This is a genomic window from Acinetobacter sp. YH12135 (assembly GCF_013418565.1).
In the GTDB taxonomy this organism is placed as follows: Bacteria; Pseudomonadota; Gammaproteobacteria; order Pseudomonadales; family Moraxellaceae; genus Acinetobacter; species Acinetobacter towneri.
In genome coordinates, this window is the sequence record NZ_VPBU01000001.1 from 170,680 (window position 1) to 184,473 (window position 13,794).

General features: G+C 40.9%; 15 protein-coding genes. 8 read left to right on the forward strand and 7 right to left on the reverse strand.

The features are described 5' to 3' along the window. Positions 1-210 precede the first annotated feature (210 nt). The 3 genes from FTU70_RS00765 to FTU70_RS00775 all read left to right on the forward strand — a co-directional run bounded on the left by FTU70_RS00765 (position 211) and on the right by FTU70_RS00775 (position 2,506). Positions 211-603, forward strand: coding sequence for an MCR_0457 family protein (locus FTU70_RS00765; protein ID WP_004971644.1), 393 nt, complete (start codon positions 211-213; stop codon positions 601-603). A gap of 117 nt (positions 604-720) precedes the next feature. Then, positions 721-1,869, forward strand: a complete 1,149-nt coding sequence (dacC, locus tag FTU70_RS00770) for a D-alanyl-D-alanine carboxypeptidase PBP5/6 (RefSeq protein ID WP_004971646.1) — start codon at positions 721-723, stop codon at positions 1,867-1,869. Positions 1,870-1,975: 106 nt separating this feature from the next. Continuing rightward, on the forward strand, positions 1,976-2,506 hold the full coding sequence (locus FTU70_RS00775) for a gamma carbonic anhydrase family protein (protein ID WP_004971648.1): 531 nt from the start codon (positions 1,976-1,978) through the stop codon (positions 2,504-2,506). A 42-nt stretch (positions 2,507-2,548) separates the two neighbouring features. Here the strand turns inward: FTU70_RS00775 and FTU70_RS00780 are convergent, their stop codons facing one another. Beyond that, a complete protein-coding gene (locus FTU70_RS00780) occupies positions 2,549-2,755 on the reverse strand; it encodes a DNA-binding protein (RefSeq protein WP_104851773.1) in 207 nt (68 codons plus the stop codon). Positions 2,756-2,888: 133 nt separating this feature from the next. Between FTU70_RS00780 and FTU70_RS00785 the strand changes: the two genes are divergently transcribed. The 5 genes from FTU70_RS00785 (at position 2,889) to FTU70_RS00805 (ending at position 7,412) form a co-directional block, all read left to right on the forward strand. After that, complete coding sequence (locus FTU70_RS00785) at positions 2,889-3,374, forward strand: NUDIX hydrolase (protein ID WP_096901080.1); 486 nt, start codon at positions 2,889-2,891, stop codon at positions 3,372-3,374. 4 nt (positions 3,375-3,378) lie between these two features. Further along, positions 3,379-4,512 (forward strand): tRNA 2-thiouridine(34) synthase MnmA, encoded by a 1,134-nt coding sequence (gene mnmA / locus FTU70_RS00790; RefSeq protein ID WP_096901081.1) that lies wholly within the window; start codon positions 3,379-3,381, stop codon positions 4,510-4,512. A 12-nt stretch (positions 4,513-4,524) separates the two neighbouring features. Then, positions 4,525-5,256, forward strand: a complete 732-nt coding sequence (gene hflD, locus FTU70_RS00795) for a high frequency lysogenization protein HflD (RefSeq protein WP_004971659.1) — start codon at positions 4,525-4,527, stop codon at positions 5,254-5,256. Positions 5,257-5,311: 55 nt separating this feature from the next. Then, positions 5,312-6,700, forward strand: coding sequence for an adenylosuccinate lyase (gene purB / locus FTU70_RS00800; protein WP_019837658.1), 1,389 nt, complete (start codon positions 5,312-5,314; stop codon positions 6,698-6,700). Positions 6,701-6,791: 91 nt separating this feature from the next. Further along, on the forward strand, positions 6,792-7,412 hold the full coding sequence (locus FTU70_RS00805; protein WP_004971662.1) for a DUF2238 domain-containing protein: 621 nt from the start codon (positions 6,792-6,794) through the stop codon (positions 7,410-7,412). A 30-nt stretch (positions 7,413-7,442) separates the two neighbouring features. Here FTU70_RS00805 and FTU70_RS00810 read toward each other — a convergent pair whose 3' ends face one another. The 6 genes from FTU70_RS00810 to pstC form a co-directional block, all read right to left on the reverse strand. Continuing rightward, positions 7,443-8,069 carry a cytochrome b/b6 domain-containing protein gene (locus tag FTU70_RS00810; protein WP_104851770.1) on the reverse strand — a complete coding sequence of 209 codons (627 nt, stop codon included), beginning with the start codon at positions 8,067-8,069 and terminating at the stop codon, positions 7,443-7,445. A gap of 169 nt (positions 8,070-8,238) precedes the next feature. Further along, positions 8,239-9,201 carry a protease SohB gene (sohB, locus tag FTU70_RS00815; protein ID WP_004971667.1) on the reverse strand — a complete coding sequence of 321 codons (963 nt, stop codon included), beginning with the start codon at positions 9,199-9,201 and terminating at the stop codon, positions 8,239-8,241. Positions 9,202-9,274: 73 nt separating this feature from the next. Beyond that, on the reverse strand, positions 9,275-9,919 hold the full coding sequence (locus FTU70_RS00820) for a hypothetical protein (RefSeq protein ID WP_104851769.1): 645 nt from the start codon (positions 9,917-9,919) through the stop codon (positions 9,275-9,277). Between the two features lie 95 nt (positions 9,920-10,014). Further along, entirely contained in the window at positions 10,015-10,941 is a 927-nt protein-coding gene (pstB, locus tag FTU70_RS00825; protein ID WP_004971671.1) for a phosphate ABC transporter ATP-binding protein PstB, read from the reverse strand. Positions 10,942-10,956: 15 nt separating this feature from the next. Then, positions 10,957-12,345: a phosphate ABC transporter permease PstA gene (pstA, locus tag FTU70_RS00830; protein WP_104851768.1), complete on the reverse strand. Its 1,389-nt coding sequence runs from the start codon at positions 12,343-12,345 to the stop codon at positions 10,957-10,959. Then, complete coding sequence (gene pstC, locus FTU70_RS00835) at positions 12,345-13,724, reverse strand: phosphate ABC transporter permease subunit PstC (RefSeq protein WP_004971674.1); 1,380 nt, start codon at positions 13,722-13,724, stop codon at positions 12,345-12,347. The genes pstA and pstC overlap by 1 nt, the downstream gene beginning before the upstream one ends. Between the last annotated feature and the right edge of the window lie 70 nt (positions 13,725-13,794).

Genomic DNA, 13,794 nt, shown 5'->3' on the forward strand with positions numbered 1-13,794 from the left:
TGGTATTTTTCCACTATTATTTTACGCTTTATATCAAGCCACTGATTTTCAAATTTCAGACTTTAATCTTCACTTTTTATACATGATTTGCGCTCAGATCACACAGCTTTAATACATTTTCACTCTTTCAATTCGCAAATAAATGATTCATCTTATAAGCACTTAAATGAATCGGTAGATTCAGTTCAAACAATATTTAAGGTACTTGATATGCAATTTTCTGGCTTAAAAAATTCACGTGCAGTTCATTTTTTTGGCGCAGTTGCGCTCAGTTTGGGTTTAAGTCAAGCCGCAATTGCGCAAGAAGAAAATATTGAAGTGACGCCATTACAACAAGTGACTCAGCAAGAATTAGCCGCTATTTATGTGTTATCTGAAGTTTGCCCTTCACTAGTCAAAGAACAAGATCAATTTCATCAGGGTTATACAAAACTTGCCCAAGAATATATGCCTAAAGAAAAAGACGCTGTTACTGCCTTAAGTAAACTCAGCAAACAAAAAAGCTTCCAGCCAATTTTAAAAGAAGCCCGTGCCGATGCCAAAGCTGCTGGAACAGCCAAAAACCAAGCAATTTGCCAAGAATTGACAGCATATAGCAGATAATACAATTTGGTTACAATACTTTTATCAATAAGCCGATTTCTCCCATAGAAGTCGGCTGAGCTTTGCCCTAAAATGCTAGCTCTTTTGTGCATACCTCAAGTATTGGAACCTCTTAGAATGACCCCAAAAAGCGCCCTTGCTGCATTATTACTATTACCAAGCTTTTCTTATGCAGCAACTGTCTTAGCTACACCACCAGAACTCAATAACAAATCATACGTTTTGATGGATTATGAGACGGGACAAATTTTAGCTTCAAAAAATGAAAACGAAAAACTCGCCCCTGCCTCAATGACCAAAATGATGACTAGTTTCATCATTGAACAAAAGTTATTAAAAGGCGAACTCACGGAAGATGAACAAGTCCGCATGAATGAGTCTGCATGGTGTCGTGGCAGCAGCACAGAATCATGTATGTATGTTCCTTTAAATGGCACAGCAACCGTACTTGAAATGCTACGCGGAATTATCGTGCAATCGGGCAACGATGCATCTAAAGCCATGGCAGAGCACATTGCAGGTAATGAAGGCACATTCGTTCACATGATGAATGAAGAAGCCAAACGTATTGGCATGAGCAATACCCAGTTTATGAACTCTACGGGTATGCCTGCTGAAGGTCACTTTTCTACCGCAAAAGATATGGCGACTTTAGCGCAGCACATCATCCATGACAGCTCAAAATACTACCCAATTTATTCTGAAAAAGAGTTTTCTTTTAATGGAATTAAACAAGGCAACCGTAATGCCCTGTTATATACCGACCCAAGCGTGGATGGTTTAAAAACAGGTCATACCAACGAAGCGGGTTACTGCTTAACCACTTCATCTAAACGTGGCCCAATGCGTTTAATTTCGGTGATTTTTGGTGCGCCAACCATGCAAGCTCGTGCAACTCAAACTCGTGAATTGTTAGCTTGGGGTTATGCAAACTACGAAACTGTACGTGTACAGCCTGCCAACCAAGTCTTAGCTAAAGCAAAAGTATGGTACGGTAAAAGCAAAGAAGCACAAATTGGTTTGCCAGAAAACTTTAACGTGACCATGCCAAAAGGCAAAGCCAACCAAATTAAAACTCAATTGGTGGTTCAACCTAAATTGACTGCTCCTTTGAAAAAAGGTCAAGTGATTGGTAAATATGTCGCAACCTTAGATGGTAAAGTGATTGCTGAAAAACCATTGGTGGCGTTGCAGGAAGTGGAAGAAGCGGGTTTCTTTGCACGTATGCTAGACCATATCAAACAATTCTTTAGCAACTTATTCTAAGATTCATAAGCTTAGACTAAAGCGCAAAGCACACATGCCCGCATGTGTGCTTTTTTATTTTATACTGTCCTCAATCCTAAATTTATAAGCTAAAGATTTGTCCATCATGAAAAAAAATGTGCGTGCTTATTTAGAGCAAACCCCAAAAATTGACGCAAGCTGTTATGTAGATGAATTGTCGGTGGTGATTGGTGATGTGCATTTGGCCGCAAATGTATCGGTTTGGCCATTTGCCGTGATTCGTGGTGATGTTAACCATATTCGGATTGGTCAAAATTCCAATGTGCAAGATCATGCCATGCTGCATGTTAGCCATAAAAAAGCCGACAAACCTGAAGGTTCACCGCTGATTATTGGCGAAGATGTCACAGTTGGACATGGTGTGACCTTACACGGCTGCACCATTGGCAATCGGGTGTTATTGGGCATCAACACAATTGTTTTGGATGATGTCATTATTGAAGATGATGTAATGATTGGCGCAGGGTCTTTAGTGCCACCGCGTAAGCGTTTGGAAAGTGGCTATTTGTACGTGGGTAGCCCTGTGCAAAAAGTTCGTCCTTTAACCGACAAGGAAAAAGAGTTTTTACCTTATTCTGCACGGCACTATGTAAAAGTGGCGGGGAATTATCAATAATCCACCCCTCAAAGTTCTTTTTGATTGTTGTAATTTGAGGGATTACACGTTCTGCACCGTTAATTTTAAACTCAGTGTATGAATGACATGATTAATCTTATCAAATCGAGAGGCTGAATCTTGACTTAGAGTTTTATACAAAGCTTTACGGTCAATATCTGCCTCTTTTTCTATTTGTGCAATAGCTTTGACTTTGGCAACAACACCTAGCGCAAATGAGATCACATCCAGCATCACCAAATGAATCAAAGAACAAAGTACCCCTCACATCTTCCCACAACTACACAAACCTACATTTACAGTTTTAAAGAAATCCCCTTTCAACATAGCCACATCCCCCTAAATTTTGTAGAATATGCGTTTTACCCCATGGTGCTTTTCAATGACCGCTTGGACTGCTCACGTTACTGTCGCCACCGTTATCGAAAAAAACGGAAAATTCCTGTTTGTTGAAGAACATACAGAAGGTGTGACGCATAGCGTGTTTAATCAGCCTGCAGGGCATGTTGAAGCTGGCGAAAGCTTAATTGAAGCAGCAATACGTGAAACCATGGAAGAAACTGGGCATCGGGTGAAAATTAATGCCTTACTCGGTATTTATAGCTATACTCCGCCTATGTTTCCTGACCGCACCTATTATCGCTTCTGCTTTCTAGCCGAATCGCTGCAACATGATGCGCAAGCCCAGCTCGATCCCGATATTATTGGTACAGTATGGATGTCTGCAGACGAACTGGCTGAATCAGCACGTGCCCGAAGTCCGTTGGTACTGAAAGCGGTTCAAGATGCGCTCAGTGGTCAATCTTATCCTTTATCGCTCATTTACGAGCACCAAAATTCTCCCCTTATTTCTAGTTTGGATGCCTAATCCTATGCAACAACGTGTCATCGTCGGTATGTCAGGTGGTGTAGATTCATCTGTTTCTGCTGCACTTCTACTTCAACAAGGTTATCAGGTTGAAGGGCTTTTCATGAAAAACTGGGAAGAAGATGACGGCACTGAATATTGCACCGCGATGGAAGATCTTGCCGATGCGCAAGCGGTGTGCGACAAGCTAGGCATTAAGTTGCATACAGCCAACTTTGCGATGGAATATTGGGATCGGGTTTTTGAGCATTTTCTTGCCGAATATGCCGCAGGACGCACGCCAAACCCAGATATTTTATGCAATAAAGAAATTAAGTTCCGTGCCTTTTTAGATCACGCCATGAATTTAGGCGCAGATTTTATCGCCACAGGTCACTACGCTCGTCGTGGTGGAACGCAGTACAACTCCAAAGGTGAAGCATACGCTCCACTGTTACGTGGTTTAGATAAAAATAAAGATCAAACCTATTTCTTACATGCAGTGCATGGTCGTGAAATCAATAAAACCTTGTTCCCTGTGGGCGAAATTGAAAAGCCGCAAGTCCGAAAAATTGCCGAAGAACTAGATTTAGTCACTGCCAAGAAAAAAGACTCGACAGGGATTTGCTTTATTGGTGAACGTCGCTTTAATGATTTCTTAAAACAATATTTGCCTGCTCAAGCTGGAAAAATTGTTTTAGACGATGGCAAAGAGGTTGGTGAACATCACGGCTTAATGTACTATACGCTCGGTCAGCGTGGCGGGATTGGTATTGGCGGCTTAAAAGGTGTTGCTGAAGGTGCATGGTTTGTCCTGCATAAAGATATTGAAAACAATCGTTTAGTGATTGGTCAAGGTCATGAACATCCACTCATGCAAAGCACTATTTTATGGAGCGAAGCAATTGATTGGGTGGCAGGTGAACAAGAAATTCCAGCGTCAGGCTTCCGTTGTACTTGTCGCACTCGCTATCGCCAAGATGATCAGGACTGTGTAATTTTCAATGATGACAGCATGCCTGGCGGTGTACGTGTGGAATTTGATGAACCACAACGTGCAGTCACTCCTGGTCAAAGTGTCGTATTCTATTCAGGCGAAATGTGTTTAGGCGGTGGTGTGATTCACCATACCAATGCACCTAAACCCGATTTTATTTAAGGATTGTTTTGGATGACAGAGTTACCGTTTCAACAGTCACCAACTCTGAATGTTCGCCAAAATCGTGCCTTGGCGTTAGCGGGTGTGTTTCAAGCCACCCAGCTCACGCACATGACTGCACTCACAGGCAGACAAAGTATTGGTGAAAGCGGTAACTTTTATTTTGAGCAATTAATTAAAGCCAGTTTAAATATCCGTCCAAGTAGCAATCACAGTTCGCAAACTTTGGATTTTTTTAATCATTTGGCCGATATTTCTTTGGGTTTAAAAACGCTAGAAAGCAGCATCAACCAACCTTTTAATACTGCTCCTAAATCGCGTTTACCTAAACTATCCAATACCAAACTACCCATGTCGTATGCGATGGCACTCTTACAATTAGAAAAGAAAGTGTATAGCAATCCTAAATACGTCGAAATTATTGAGCAGTCACAGCAAAAAATCTTAAAACAACTTTCATTTTTTGATCATAACTATTTGCATCCCAGTATTATTGCCAATTTAGCCCAAACTTATGTCGATACTGCGGGACAAATTAACCCGCGCATTATGGTACGTGGCAATGCAGAAGCATTTAAGGATTCTGCACATACCAACCGAATTCGAGCTTCGCTTTTTACAGGCTTACAAATGGCACACCTTTGGCGTCAACTTGGTGGCAGTTCATGGGGCATGGTATTTAGCAAACGTAAATTATTACGTGATATTCAAGATCTGGCGCGTTTACAGTATCAGGTGGTTTAAACCATGCTGAACACGCTTTTGTTTTAGGTTTAATTCCAAAGTTTAAGGAATCGATATGAACGCTTTAACCGCACTTTCTCCATTAGATGGGCGCTATGCAAGCAAATGTGATGCTCTCCGCCCTTTCCTCTCTGAGTTTGGTTTAATCCATGCTCGTGTGACTGTTGAAGTGCGTTGGTTACAAGCGCTTGCCAATCGTCCTGAAATTACCGAAGTACCTGCTTTCAGTGCTGCAACGAATGCTGCATTAGATGCAATTGTTGCAGATTTCTCTGAAGATGATGCCAACCGCATTAAAGAAATTGAACGCACCACCAACCATGACGTAAAAGCAGTTGAATATTTCTTAAAAGAAAAAATTGCCAACATTGATGAGTTAAAAAATGCAGGTGAGTTCATTCACTTTGCTTGTACTTCAGAAGACATCAACAACTTGTCACATGCTTTAATGCTTAAAAATGGTCGTGAAGTACTGGTTGCAGCGATGCAGCAAATCATTGATTCGATTGTTGCATTGGCAGAAAAACACGCAGATCAACCAATGTTGTCACGTACTCACGGTCAAACTGCAAGCCCAACAACTTTGGGTAAAGAAATGGCAAACGTGGCATATCGTCTTGCACGTCAAATCAAACAGTTCAAGCAAGTTGAGCTTTTGGGCAAAATCAATGGTGCAGTAGGTAACTACAACGCTCACCTTTCTGCATACCCAGAAATCAACTGGCCTGCACATTCTCAAGCATTTGTAGAATCTTTAGGTTTAAGCTTTAACCCATACACGACTCAAATTGAGCCACACGACTATATGGCAGAATTGTTTGATGCGCTACGTCGTTTCAACACCATTCTAATCGACTTCAACCGTGACGTTTGGGGCTACATCTCACTTGGTTTCTTCAAGCAAAAACTGAAAGAAGGTGAAGTTGGTTCTTCAACCATGCCGCACAAAGTAAACCCAATTGACTTTGAAAACTCTGAAGGTAACTTGGGTATCGCCAATGCAGTCTTGGCTCACTTAGGCGAAAAATTACCAATCTCTCGCTGGCAACGTGACTTAACTGACTCGACTGTATTGCGTAATATGGGTGTTGGTTTTGCACAAAGCTTGATCGCATTTGAAGCTTGCTCTAAAGGTATTGGCAAACTTGAATTGAACGCACAACGTATTCTTGAAGATTTAGACAATGCTCAAGAAGTATTGGCTGAGCCAATTCAAACTGTGATGCGTCGTTATAACATCGAAAAACCATACGAAAAATTAAAAGCTCTTACACGTGGTCAAGCTATGACACGTGACATGATGGTAGATTTCGTGAATGGTAATGAGTTGGAAGGCGTTCCTGCAGCAGATCGCGCACGTTTAGCGACAATGACGCCTGCAACTTACACAGGTAATGCAGCTGAACAAGCAAAACAAATTCAAGATTTAATTGCTAAAATCTAATTTGTAAAAGCATTCATCACAATACAAAAATGCGAAGCTTCGGCTTCGCATTTTTATTAGAATAAAACAAATCTTCCAACTTAAACATCACATGCAAAATCAATTCCGCATTCAACATTACTGTGCTTTAGGCTTGGTTATACTCGCCATGCTTGCTGCCAGTATTCAACCACTGGAATTTGAATCGTATCTACTGCATCAGGCAGGCACAGTTTTTATGCTCGCGGCTTTATTGATTGCGTTTAAAAAAGTAGGACTGAGTTTTTCTAGCTTTGTGCTGTATTTAATATTTTTACTGATTCATATTGTCGGAGCACATTATCTGTATTCTTATGTGCCCTATAATGATTGGATTTTGCACAGCTTTGGCTTCAATTTAGATCAGAGCATGGGTTGGTCACGCAATATGTATGACCGTTTTGTGCATTTGGCTTATGGTATTTTGCTCTATCCTGTTTTATTGCGCTTGTTTGAAGTCTGGTTTCCAAAAAACAAACCTATCGTTTTATATCTTTTGGTCATTCAATTTATCATGGCAAGCAGTTTAATTTATGAATGGGTGGAATGGCTCATTGCGCTTGGCTTATCGCCAGAAGATGCTGAAAATTATAATGGTCAGCAAGGTGATATTTGGGATGCACACATGGATATGCTTTTAGCAACGATAGGAGCAATGCTGATGGGATGCTTCTACTTGATCAAGAAACCCTAACAGGATGCCTCTTTCGTACTAAATCCAAATTTATTGCCAATACCACCACCAGAAGCCAGCTAAACTTGCGACTGAAATCATCCAGATCAACACCGTTAATACTGCAGGTTTACCTGAACCCCAAAACATGGTTTTGGCAAGCCATTTTTTAAACAATACGCTGCTTAAAGTTAAGCTCGCTAAATGCACCAATACCGCAGCTAAGAATAAATTTGCTGCAAATTCATGTAGCTCTTTTAAAGTATGACTTTGGGTATAATCGGTGAAAAATCCAACCAACACAGTTAAAGGCAATGCCAACCAAATCAACAAAATACTGAATTGAAATTCACTAGAACTACTTGACTTTAAAAACTGCAATGAAAAAAACTGCTGAGGCTGTTTCCAATAGCGTTTTACAAATTGTTGAATCATGCCTAAACGTTTAGAAATTCCTGTTGGCTGTGTGCTGTTCAACATACTCAACACCTGCCACAAAATTCGTAAAGCTAAACTAATCCCCAACGTATAGCCAAAAGCCATATGTAACTGATGCCATTCTTCCGCATCACCTGTTAAATAAGCCCCTGTAAAACTTAGCTGCATCACCACATGCAAAAAGCGAATCATTAAATCTGTAGATGTTGATTGCTTCGCGGGTACAATATTTGTTTGCATATTCAACCTATCAAGGTTTTTTTCTTATCACAAAGATATAACATCAAGCTGAATTGAAAATTAAGATGCTTAAATCAAAGACCCTATATTTTTGAATAAAAGTGAATAAAAAAATTGCGCTCAATTGAGCGCAATTTTTAGATAAATTTTAGAAGTTAGATCATCACTATTACAGTTTAGGATCACGGATTTGCAACAAACTGCTGTTGGCTTTGCTTAGGCTATCAACCAGTTTATTCATCACTGCAGGAATCAAACTGTCTGCCATTTGTGCAGCTTGCAAACCCAGTTTTTCACCCAAAGTTGGCTTTTTACGGGTTTGAATCACATAAATATCATGCTGTGGCAACAAACTTAGTAAGTATTCATCTGAGGTTTGTAACTTATCTACCAAGTTTAAATCCAGTGCATCCTGACCATACCAATGCTCACCTGTTGCCACTTTTTCAACATTCAGTTGTGGACGGTATTTTTCGACAAAGTGTTTAAATAGTACATGAGTTTGTTGCAATTCTTCTTCAAACTTAGCCTTGCCTTCTTCGGTATTTTCACCAAACATGGTCACAGTGCGTTTGTATTGACCTGCTGTGTACATCTCAAAATCTATATTTTTTTCTTTGAGCAAGCGATTAAAGTTAGGCACTTGTGCCACTACGCCAATAGAACCCAAAATCGCAAATGGCGCTGACACAATTTCTGAACCAATACATGCCATCATATAGCCACCACTTGCTGCGACTTTATCGACGCAAATCGTGAGATGGAAACCTGCATCACGCAAACGTACCAATTGTGCAGCTGCAAGCCCATAACCATGCACCATACCGCCTGGACTTTCCAAACGTACCACAACACGGTCACGTCCAGCTTTGGCCGTTGCCAAAATTAGGGTGATTTCTTCACGCAATTGCTCTACAGCAGACGCAGCAGTATCACCTTTAAAATCCAACACATAAATTTTTTGATTGTTCTTTTTACGGGCGCGCGCTTCACGTGCCATTTGTTGTGAAAGTTGTAATAGCTCGAGTTTAGATGCCGTGGTTTGCGCAATTTTTTTTCGTTGTTCATTAATTCGCGCATTCAAATGACTAATCCGAATTTCGGCAGGTAGTTTAGGTAAATGAAATAACATAAAAATGAGTTCTCAATTTAATTCGGTTTATTAGGACTACATTAGGTCAATTTAGACTTTTTCAATACTTTTTCTATCTTAAAGCAGCTTCTTTTTGAATCAATCGTAAATATCGTTTAGAAATCTGCCGAACAGCCATTAAACGTACAGCAAACCAAATTTGCCCCTGATAGCAAATCCCAATAATAAGTGCGTTGATCGGCCACCAACCAAACAGTAGAAAACTACCTCTACGCTCATGATCTGAAGGTGTAAGCATTGAATAGAAACACACTAAACCTACGCAGAGACACATTACGCAAAGAAATTCACCTACTGCACTGTGCAAGAACGGTAACTTATTTTTTTGTTGTGCTTTTACATAGCGATAAAACTTAAATTTAGCATTGGCATCGATATAGTCTCGCCAAGCCTGCCGAAAATGGGGATCACTTGCTTGCTGCTGTACCCTAAAATAAACAACAAGCACTATCACACCTGAAACTATCACAAATTGATCATACAACCAACGATGATAATTGCTCATATTGGGGCTTTGAGAAGTTGGAAACCACCCATCATGGTTAAAAAACGTTGCCAATAAAATACTCAGCAAAACCAAAAGTGCTGCTATCGTCTCTGCACTATGTTGAAATCCAAACAAGGCATCGATTATTTTTTTCGTGGCTTGGCGTGCTGGTTTTGCCTGTTGTCGTTCTTCTTGTGAAGGAAACTGCATTTTTTATTTTCGCTGCGCGTACAAAACAATCAATACTATAACAAAAAAACAGAATCCTAAGATTCTGTTTTAATAGCTTTCAGGACTTAAGCAGATTAACCAAAACGACCTGTAATATATGCTTCTGTTAATTGATGGTCTGGCTGAGTAAATACTTTTTCAGTTGCATTCACTTCAATCAAATCACCTAAATGGAAGTATGCGGTACGGTCAGATACACGCGCTGCCTGTTGCATTGAGTGCGTTACAATCGCAATCGTATATTGAGTAGAAAGTTCAGAAATTAGCTCTTCTACTTTTGCCGTTGCAATTGGGTCAAGTGCCGAACATGGTTCATCCATCAAAATTACTTCTGGACTTACCGCAATGGTACGCGCAATACAAAGACGTTGTTGCTGACCACCAGAAAGACCTGTGCCTGGTTGATTCAAACGATCTTTCACTTCATCCCACAAACCTGCTTTACGCAAGCTGTTTTCTACAATTTCTTCTAAATCGTACTTATCACGTGCTAAACCATGCAGTTTAGGGCCATAGGCTACGTTTTCAAAAATTGATTTCGGGAATGGGTTTGGCTTCTGGAACACCATGCCCACTTGCGCACGCAATAACACCACGTCAAGGTTCGGGTCATAAATGTCTTGGTTATCCAACATTACTTTACCCGTTACACGACAGCTATCAATCGTGTCGTTCATACGGTTTAAAGTACGCAAGAACGTAGATTTACCACAACCTGATGGACCAATGAAAGCAATAACTTCATTTTCATAGATATTTAAATCAATACCTTTAATCGCTTCAGATTCACCATAGTACACATGCACGTCATTGGTACTTAACTTTACATTTGATGATTTCGCTTCTTTTTTGCTTGAAGTTTGCGTATCAAATTGTGAAACAAACGAAGTCGATGATTGCTTCTGTTCTACATCGGTAGATGTAAATTGGCTTTGTTGTGGATTCACTTGCTTATCCTGTTCTAAGGAATTCTGTTTTTCTGTGCTTGCTACAGCATTCATATTCTCTGCCCTCAATTACCAGCGTACTTCAAACTTCTTACGTAACCAAATTGCAAGGCTGTTTAAGCCAATCATTAGCGCAAGTAGTACGATAATGGCTGCAGCGGTACGTCCCTCGAAGAAGTTACGCAATTCATTACCCTGCCATAAGAAAATTTGCACAGGTAACGCAGTAGATTGATCAAGTGGAGTTGCTGGTACACTGGCAACGAAAGCACTCATACCAATTAATAACAATGGTGCGGTTTCACCTAAAGCTTGTGCGACACCAATAATTGCACCCGTTAAAATACCCGGCAATGCAAGTGGGAGTACGTGGTGGAACACTGTTTGTAAACGAGAAGCACCCAAACCTAAAGCAGCTTGACGAATAGACGGCGGCACTGCTTTTAATGATGCACGCGTGGTAATAATCACTGTTGGTAAAGTCATTAAACTCAGTACCAAACCACCGACCAATGGTGCAGACAATGGTAAATGCATCCAACCAATAAAGATCGCGGCACCCAACAAACCAAATACAATAGAAGGTACAGCGGCCAAGTTATTGATGTTCACTTCAATAATATCAGTAATCGCATTTTTTGGCGCAAATTCTTCTAAGTAAATTGCTGATGCAACACCAATTGGAATCGAAATAAAGATCACAATCAGCATCATGAATAATGAACCCATGAATGCACCTGCCAAACCAGAAGTCGCTGGAGAACTACGTGAGTCTGGGCTAACAAAAATATTGGTATTGAAAGTACTTTCAATAATACCTTGTGATTCGAGCTGATCTGCCAATTGACGTACTTCAGGGCTTAATTGTTGCTGCTCATCTGGCAAACTACGGTCAATCTTGCCTTCTAACCATACATCAACGTTCGCATCTGCAAGCACTTTCACTTCTTTGGTTTGACCAATTAAAGAAGGATCAGCCAAGACCATGTCACGAACACGGTATGATTCAGAACTGGTATATAAGTAACCAAGATCATCACGCTGAGCTTCAAGCGCTTTGTCTTTCGCCACAATACCATTCACGATTACAGCATCCCAATCGACCATACCCATTTCGGTTTGCCACGCAATCATACGATCTTCGTATTGTGCTGGTGACTCGCCTGCAATCGCTTTAGGTTTTGGACCTGCATTGACAATCGCTGGATCGAAGTAAATTGGAAGGCTCATGCTGCTTTGCCAGAACGCAGGCAAACCTTTAGATAAGATACTGCCGAATAACAATACGACAAAGAATAAACCTGCAATAACTGCCGAGAACCCCATCAAACGGAAGGTTTTTTCCTTACGATGACGCTTACCCAATGAACTGGCGATGGTTTTTTTACGTTGTTCACGTAATTCGGCAGCAGCTTGTGGATCTAACTGATCCAAAGACGATGTATTTGAAGTACTCATTAGTCGTATTGCTCACGATATTTACGCACAATGTATAGTGCAACAATGTTCAAACCTAAGGTAATCACGAACAGGGTCAAACCAAGTGCGAAAGCAACCAATGCCTGCGGACTTGCGAAATCTGTATCACCTGTTAATTGGTTCACAATCGTAATCGTAACCGTAGATACCGCTTCTAATGGGTTTGCGTGTAGTAAAGGACTATTACCTGCAGCCAACACCACAATCATGGTTTCACCAATTGCACGTGACGCAGCAAGTAAGAACGCACCAATCACCCCTGGTAATGCAGCTGGCATCACCACACGACGAATGGTTTCAGATTTGGTTGCACCTAAGCCTAAAGAACCATCACGTAGCGCACGCGGCACTTGCGTAATAATGTCATCAGACAATGAAGATACAAAAGGAATGATCATAATACCCATCACTAAACCAGCAGTTAATGCACTCGTGGCATTAATATCTAGCCCAATGATTGCACCAGCTGTTTTAAGGAACGGACCAATGATCATCATGGCAAATACACCGTACACAATGGTCGGAATACCTGCTAAAACTTCAATGGTCGGCTTTGCCCATGCACGGAATTTAGGCGATGCATATTCTGCAAGGTAAATGGCGATCATTAAACCAATAGGTACTGCAACTAATAAAGCAATACCACTCACCATCAATGTGCCCCACAGTAATGGAAGTAAACCATAACTGCCATCTGCACTACCCGAGGTGCTAAAACCAGGGTTCCAGACTGTACCAAAGAAGAAATCCAGTGGGCTAACGAAACTAAAGAATCGCATCGCTTCACTGAACATGGACATCACAATACCAACCGTAGTTAGAATCGCAACACCAGAACATAATGCCAAAGAAATGTTGATGATTTTTTCAACTTGGTTACGTGCGCGGAATTGTTGTGAAACACGTTTCTTTGCCCACAGCAAACCAAATAAGGCCGCACAGATCACCACCGCAAGTTTGGCATAAGAACCAATGGTTTCAATTTTCGCTAATTGCTCTGCCGCTGCAACTTCGTATGCAGCAGGTGTATCACTTACACCAAAACCAGATGCAATGGCTTGTACGCGATCAACCAAAACACTTGTACTTGCAGGGTCTAGGCTTGCAGCAATGTGCGCTGGCACATTATTAATTACCACTTGCTCTAGAATACTTGGTTCAACCAAGTTCCAAACAATCAAAATTAAAAAAGCAGGAATACCACACCATAATGCTACCAACGCGCCATAATATCCTGGGCGTGAATGTAACATTGCAGAGTTATTTCCCTTACCTGCTAGGTTACGGCTCTTGCTTAACCCGATTTGATAGGCTACGGCGATAATCGCCAATAACACACCTATGAGTAGCAGATTCATGTATTCTCCACTGTTTTTTCAATTTGTGTTTTTGAAAAAACATTTCTTAGCAAAAAGCCGATGGCAGGTT

Bases quoted from the DNA above. Each gene is read 5' to 3' on its own strand.
- FTU70_RS00765 (WP_004971644.1), top strand. From the start codon at position 211: ATGCAATTTTCTGGCTTAAAAAATTCACGTGCAGTTCATTTTTTTGGC.
- dacC (WP_004971646.1), top strand. From the start codon at position 721: ATGACCCCAAAAAGCGCCCTTGCTGCATTATTACTATTACCAAGCTTT.
- FTU70_RS00775 (WP_004971648.1), top strand. From the start codon at position 1,976: ATGAAAAAAAATGTGCGTGCTTATTTAGAGCAAACCCCAAAAATTGAC.
- FTU70_RS00785 (WP_096901080.1), top strand. From the start codon at position 2,889: ATGACCGCTTGGACTGCTCACGTTACTGTCGCCACCGTTATCGAAAAA.
- mnmA (WP_096901081.1), top strand. From the start codon at position 3,379: ATGCAACAACGTGTCATCGTCGGTATGTCAGGTGGTGTAGATTCATCT.
- hflD (WP_004971659.1), top strand. From the start codon at position 4,525: ATGACAGAGTTACCGTTTCAACAGTCACCAACTCTGAATGTTCGCCAA.
- purB (WP_019837658.1), top strand. From the start codon at position 5,312: ATGAACGCTTTAACCGCACTTTCTCCATTAGATGGGCGCTATGCAAGC.
- FTU70_RS00805 (WP_004971662.1), top strand. From the start codon at position 6,792: ATGCAAAATCAATTCCGCATTCAACATTACTGTGCTTTAGGCTTGGTT.
- FTU70_RS00810 (WP_104851770.1), bottom strand. From the start codon at position 8,069: ATGCAAACAAATATTGTACCCGCGAAGCAATCAACATCTACAGATTTA.
- sohB (WP_004971667.1), bottom strand. From the start codon at position 9,201: ATGTTATTTCATTTACCTAAACTACCTGCCGAAATTCGGATTAGTCAT.
- FTU70_RS00820 (WP_104851769.1), bottom strand. From the start codon at position 9,919: ATGCAGTTTCCTTCACAAGAAGAACGACAACAGGCAAAACCAGCACGC.
- pstB (WP_004971671.1), bottom strand. From the start codon at position 10,941: ATGAATGCTGTAGCAAGCACAGAAAAACAGAATTCCTTAGAACAGGAT.
- pstA (WP_104851768.1), bottom strand. From the start codon at position 12,345: ATGAGTACTTCAAATACATCGTCTTTGGATCAGTTAGATCCACAAGCT.
- pstC (WP_004971674.1), bottom strand. From the start codon at position 13,724: ATGAATCTGCTACTCATAGGTGTGTTATTGGCGATTATCGCCGTAGCC.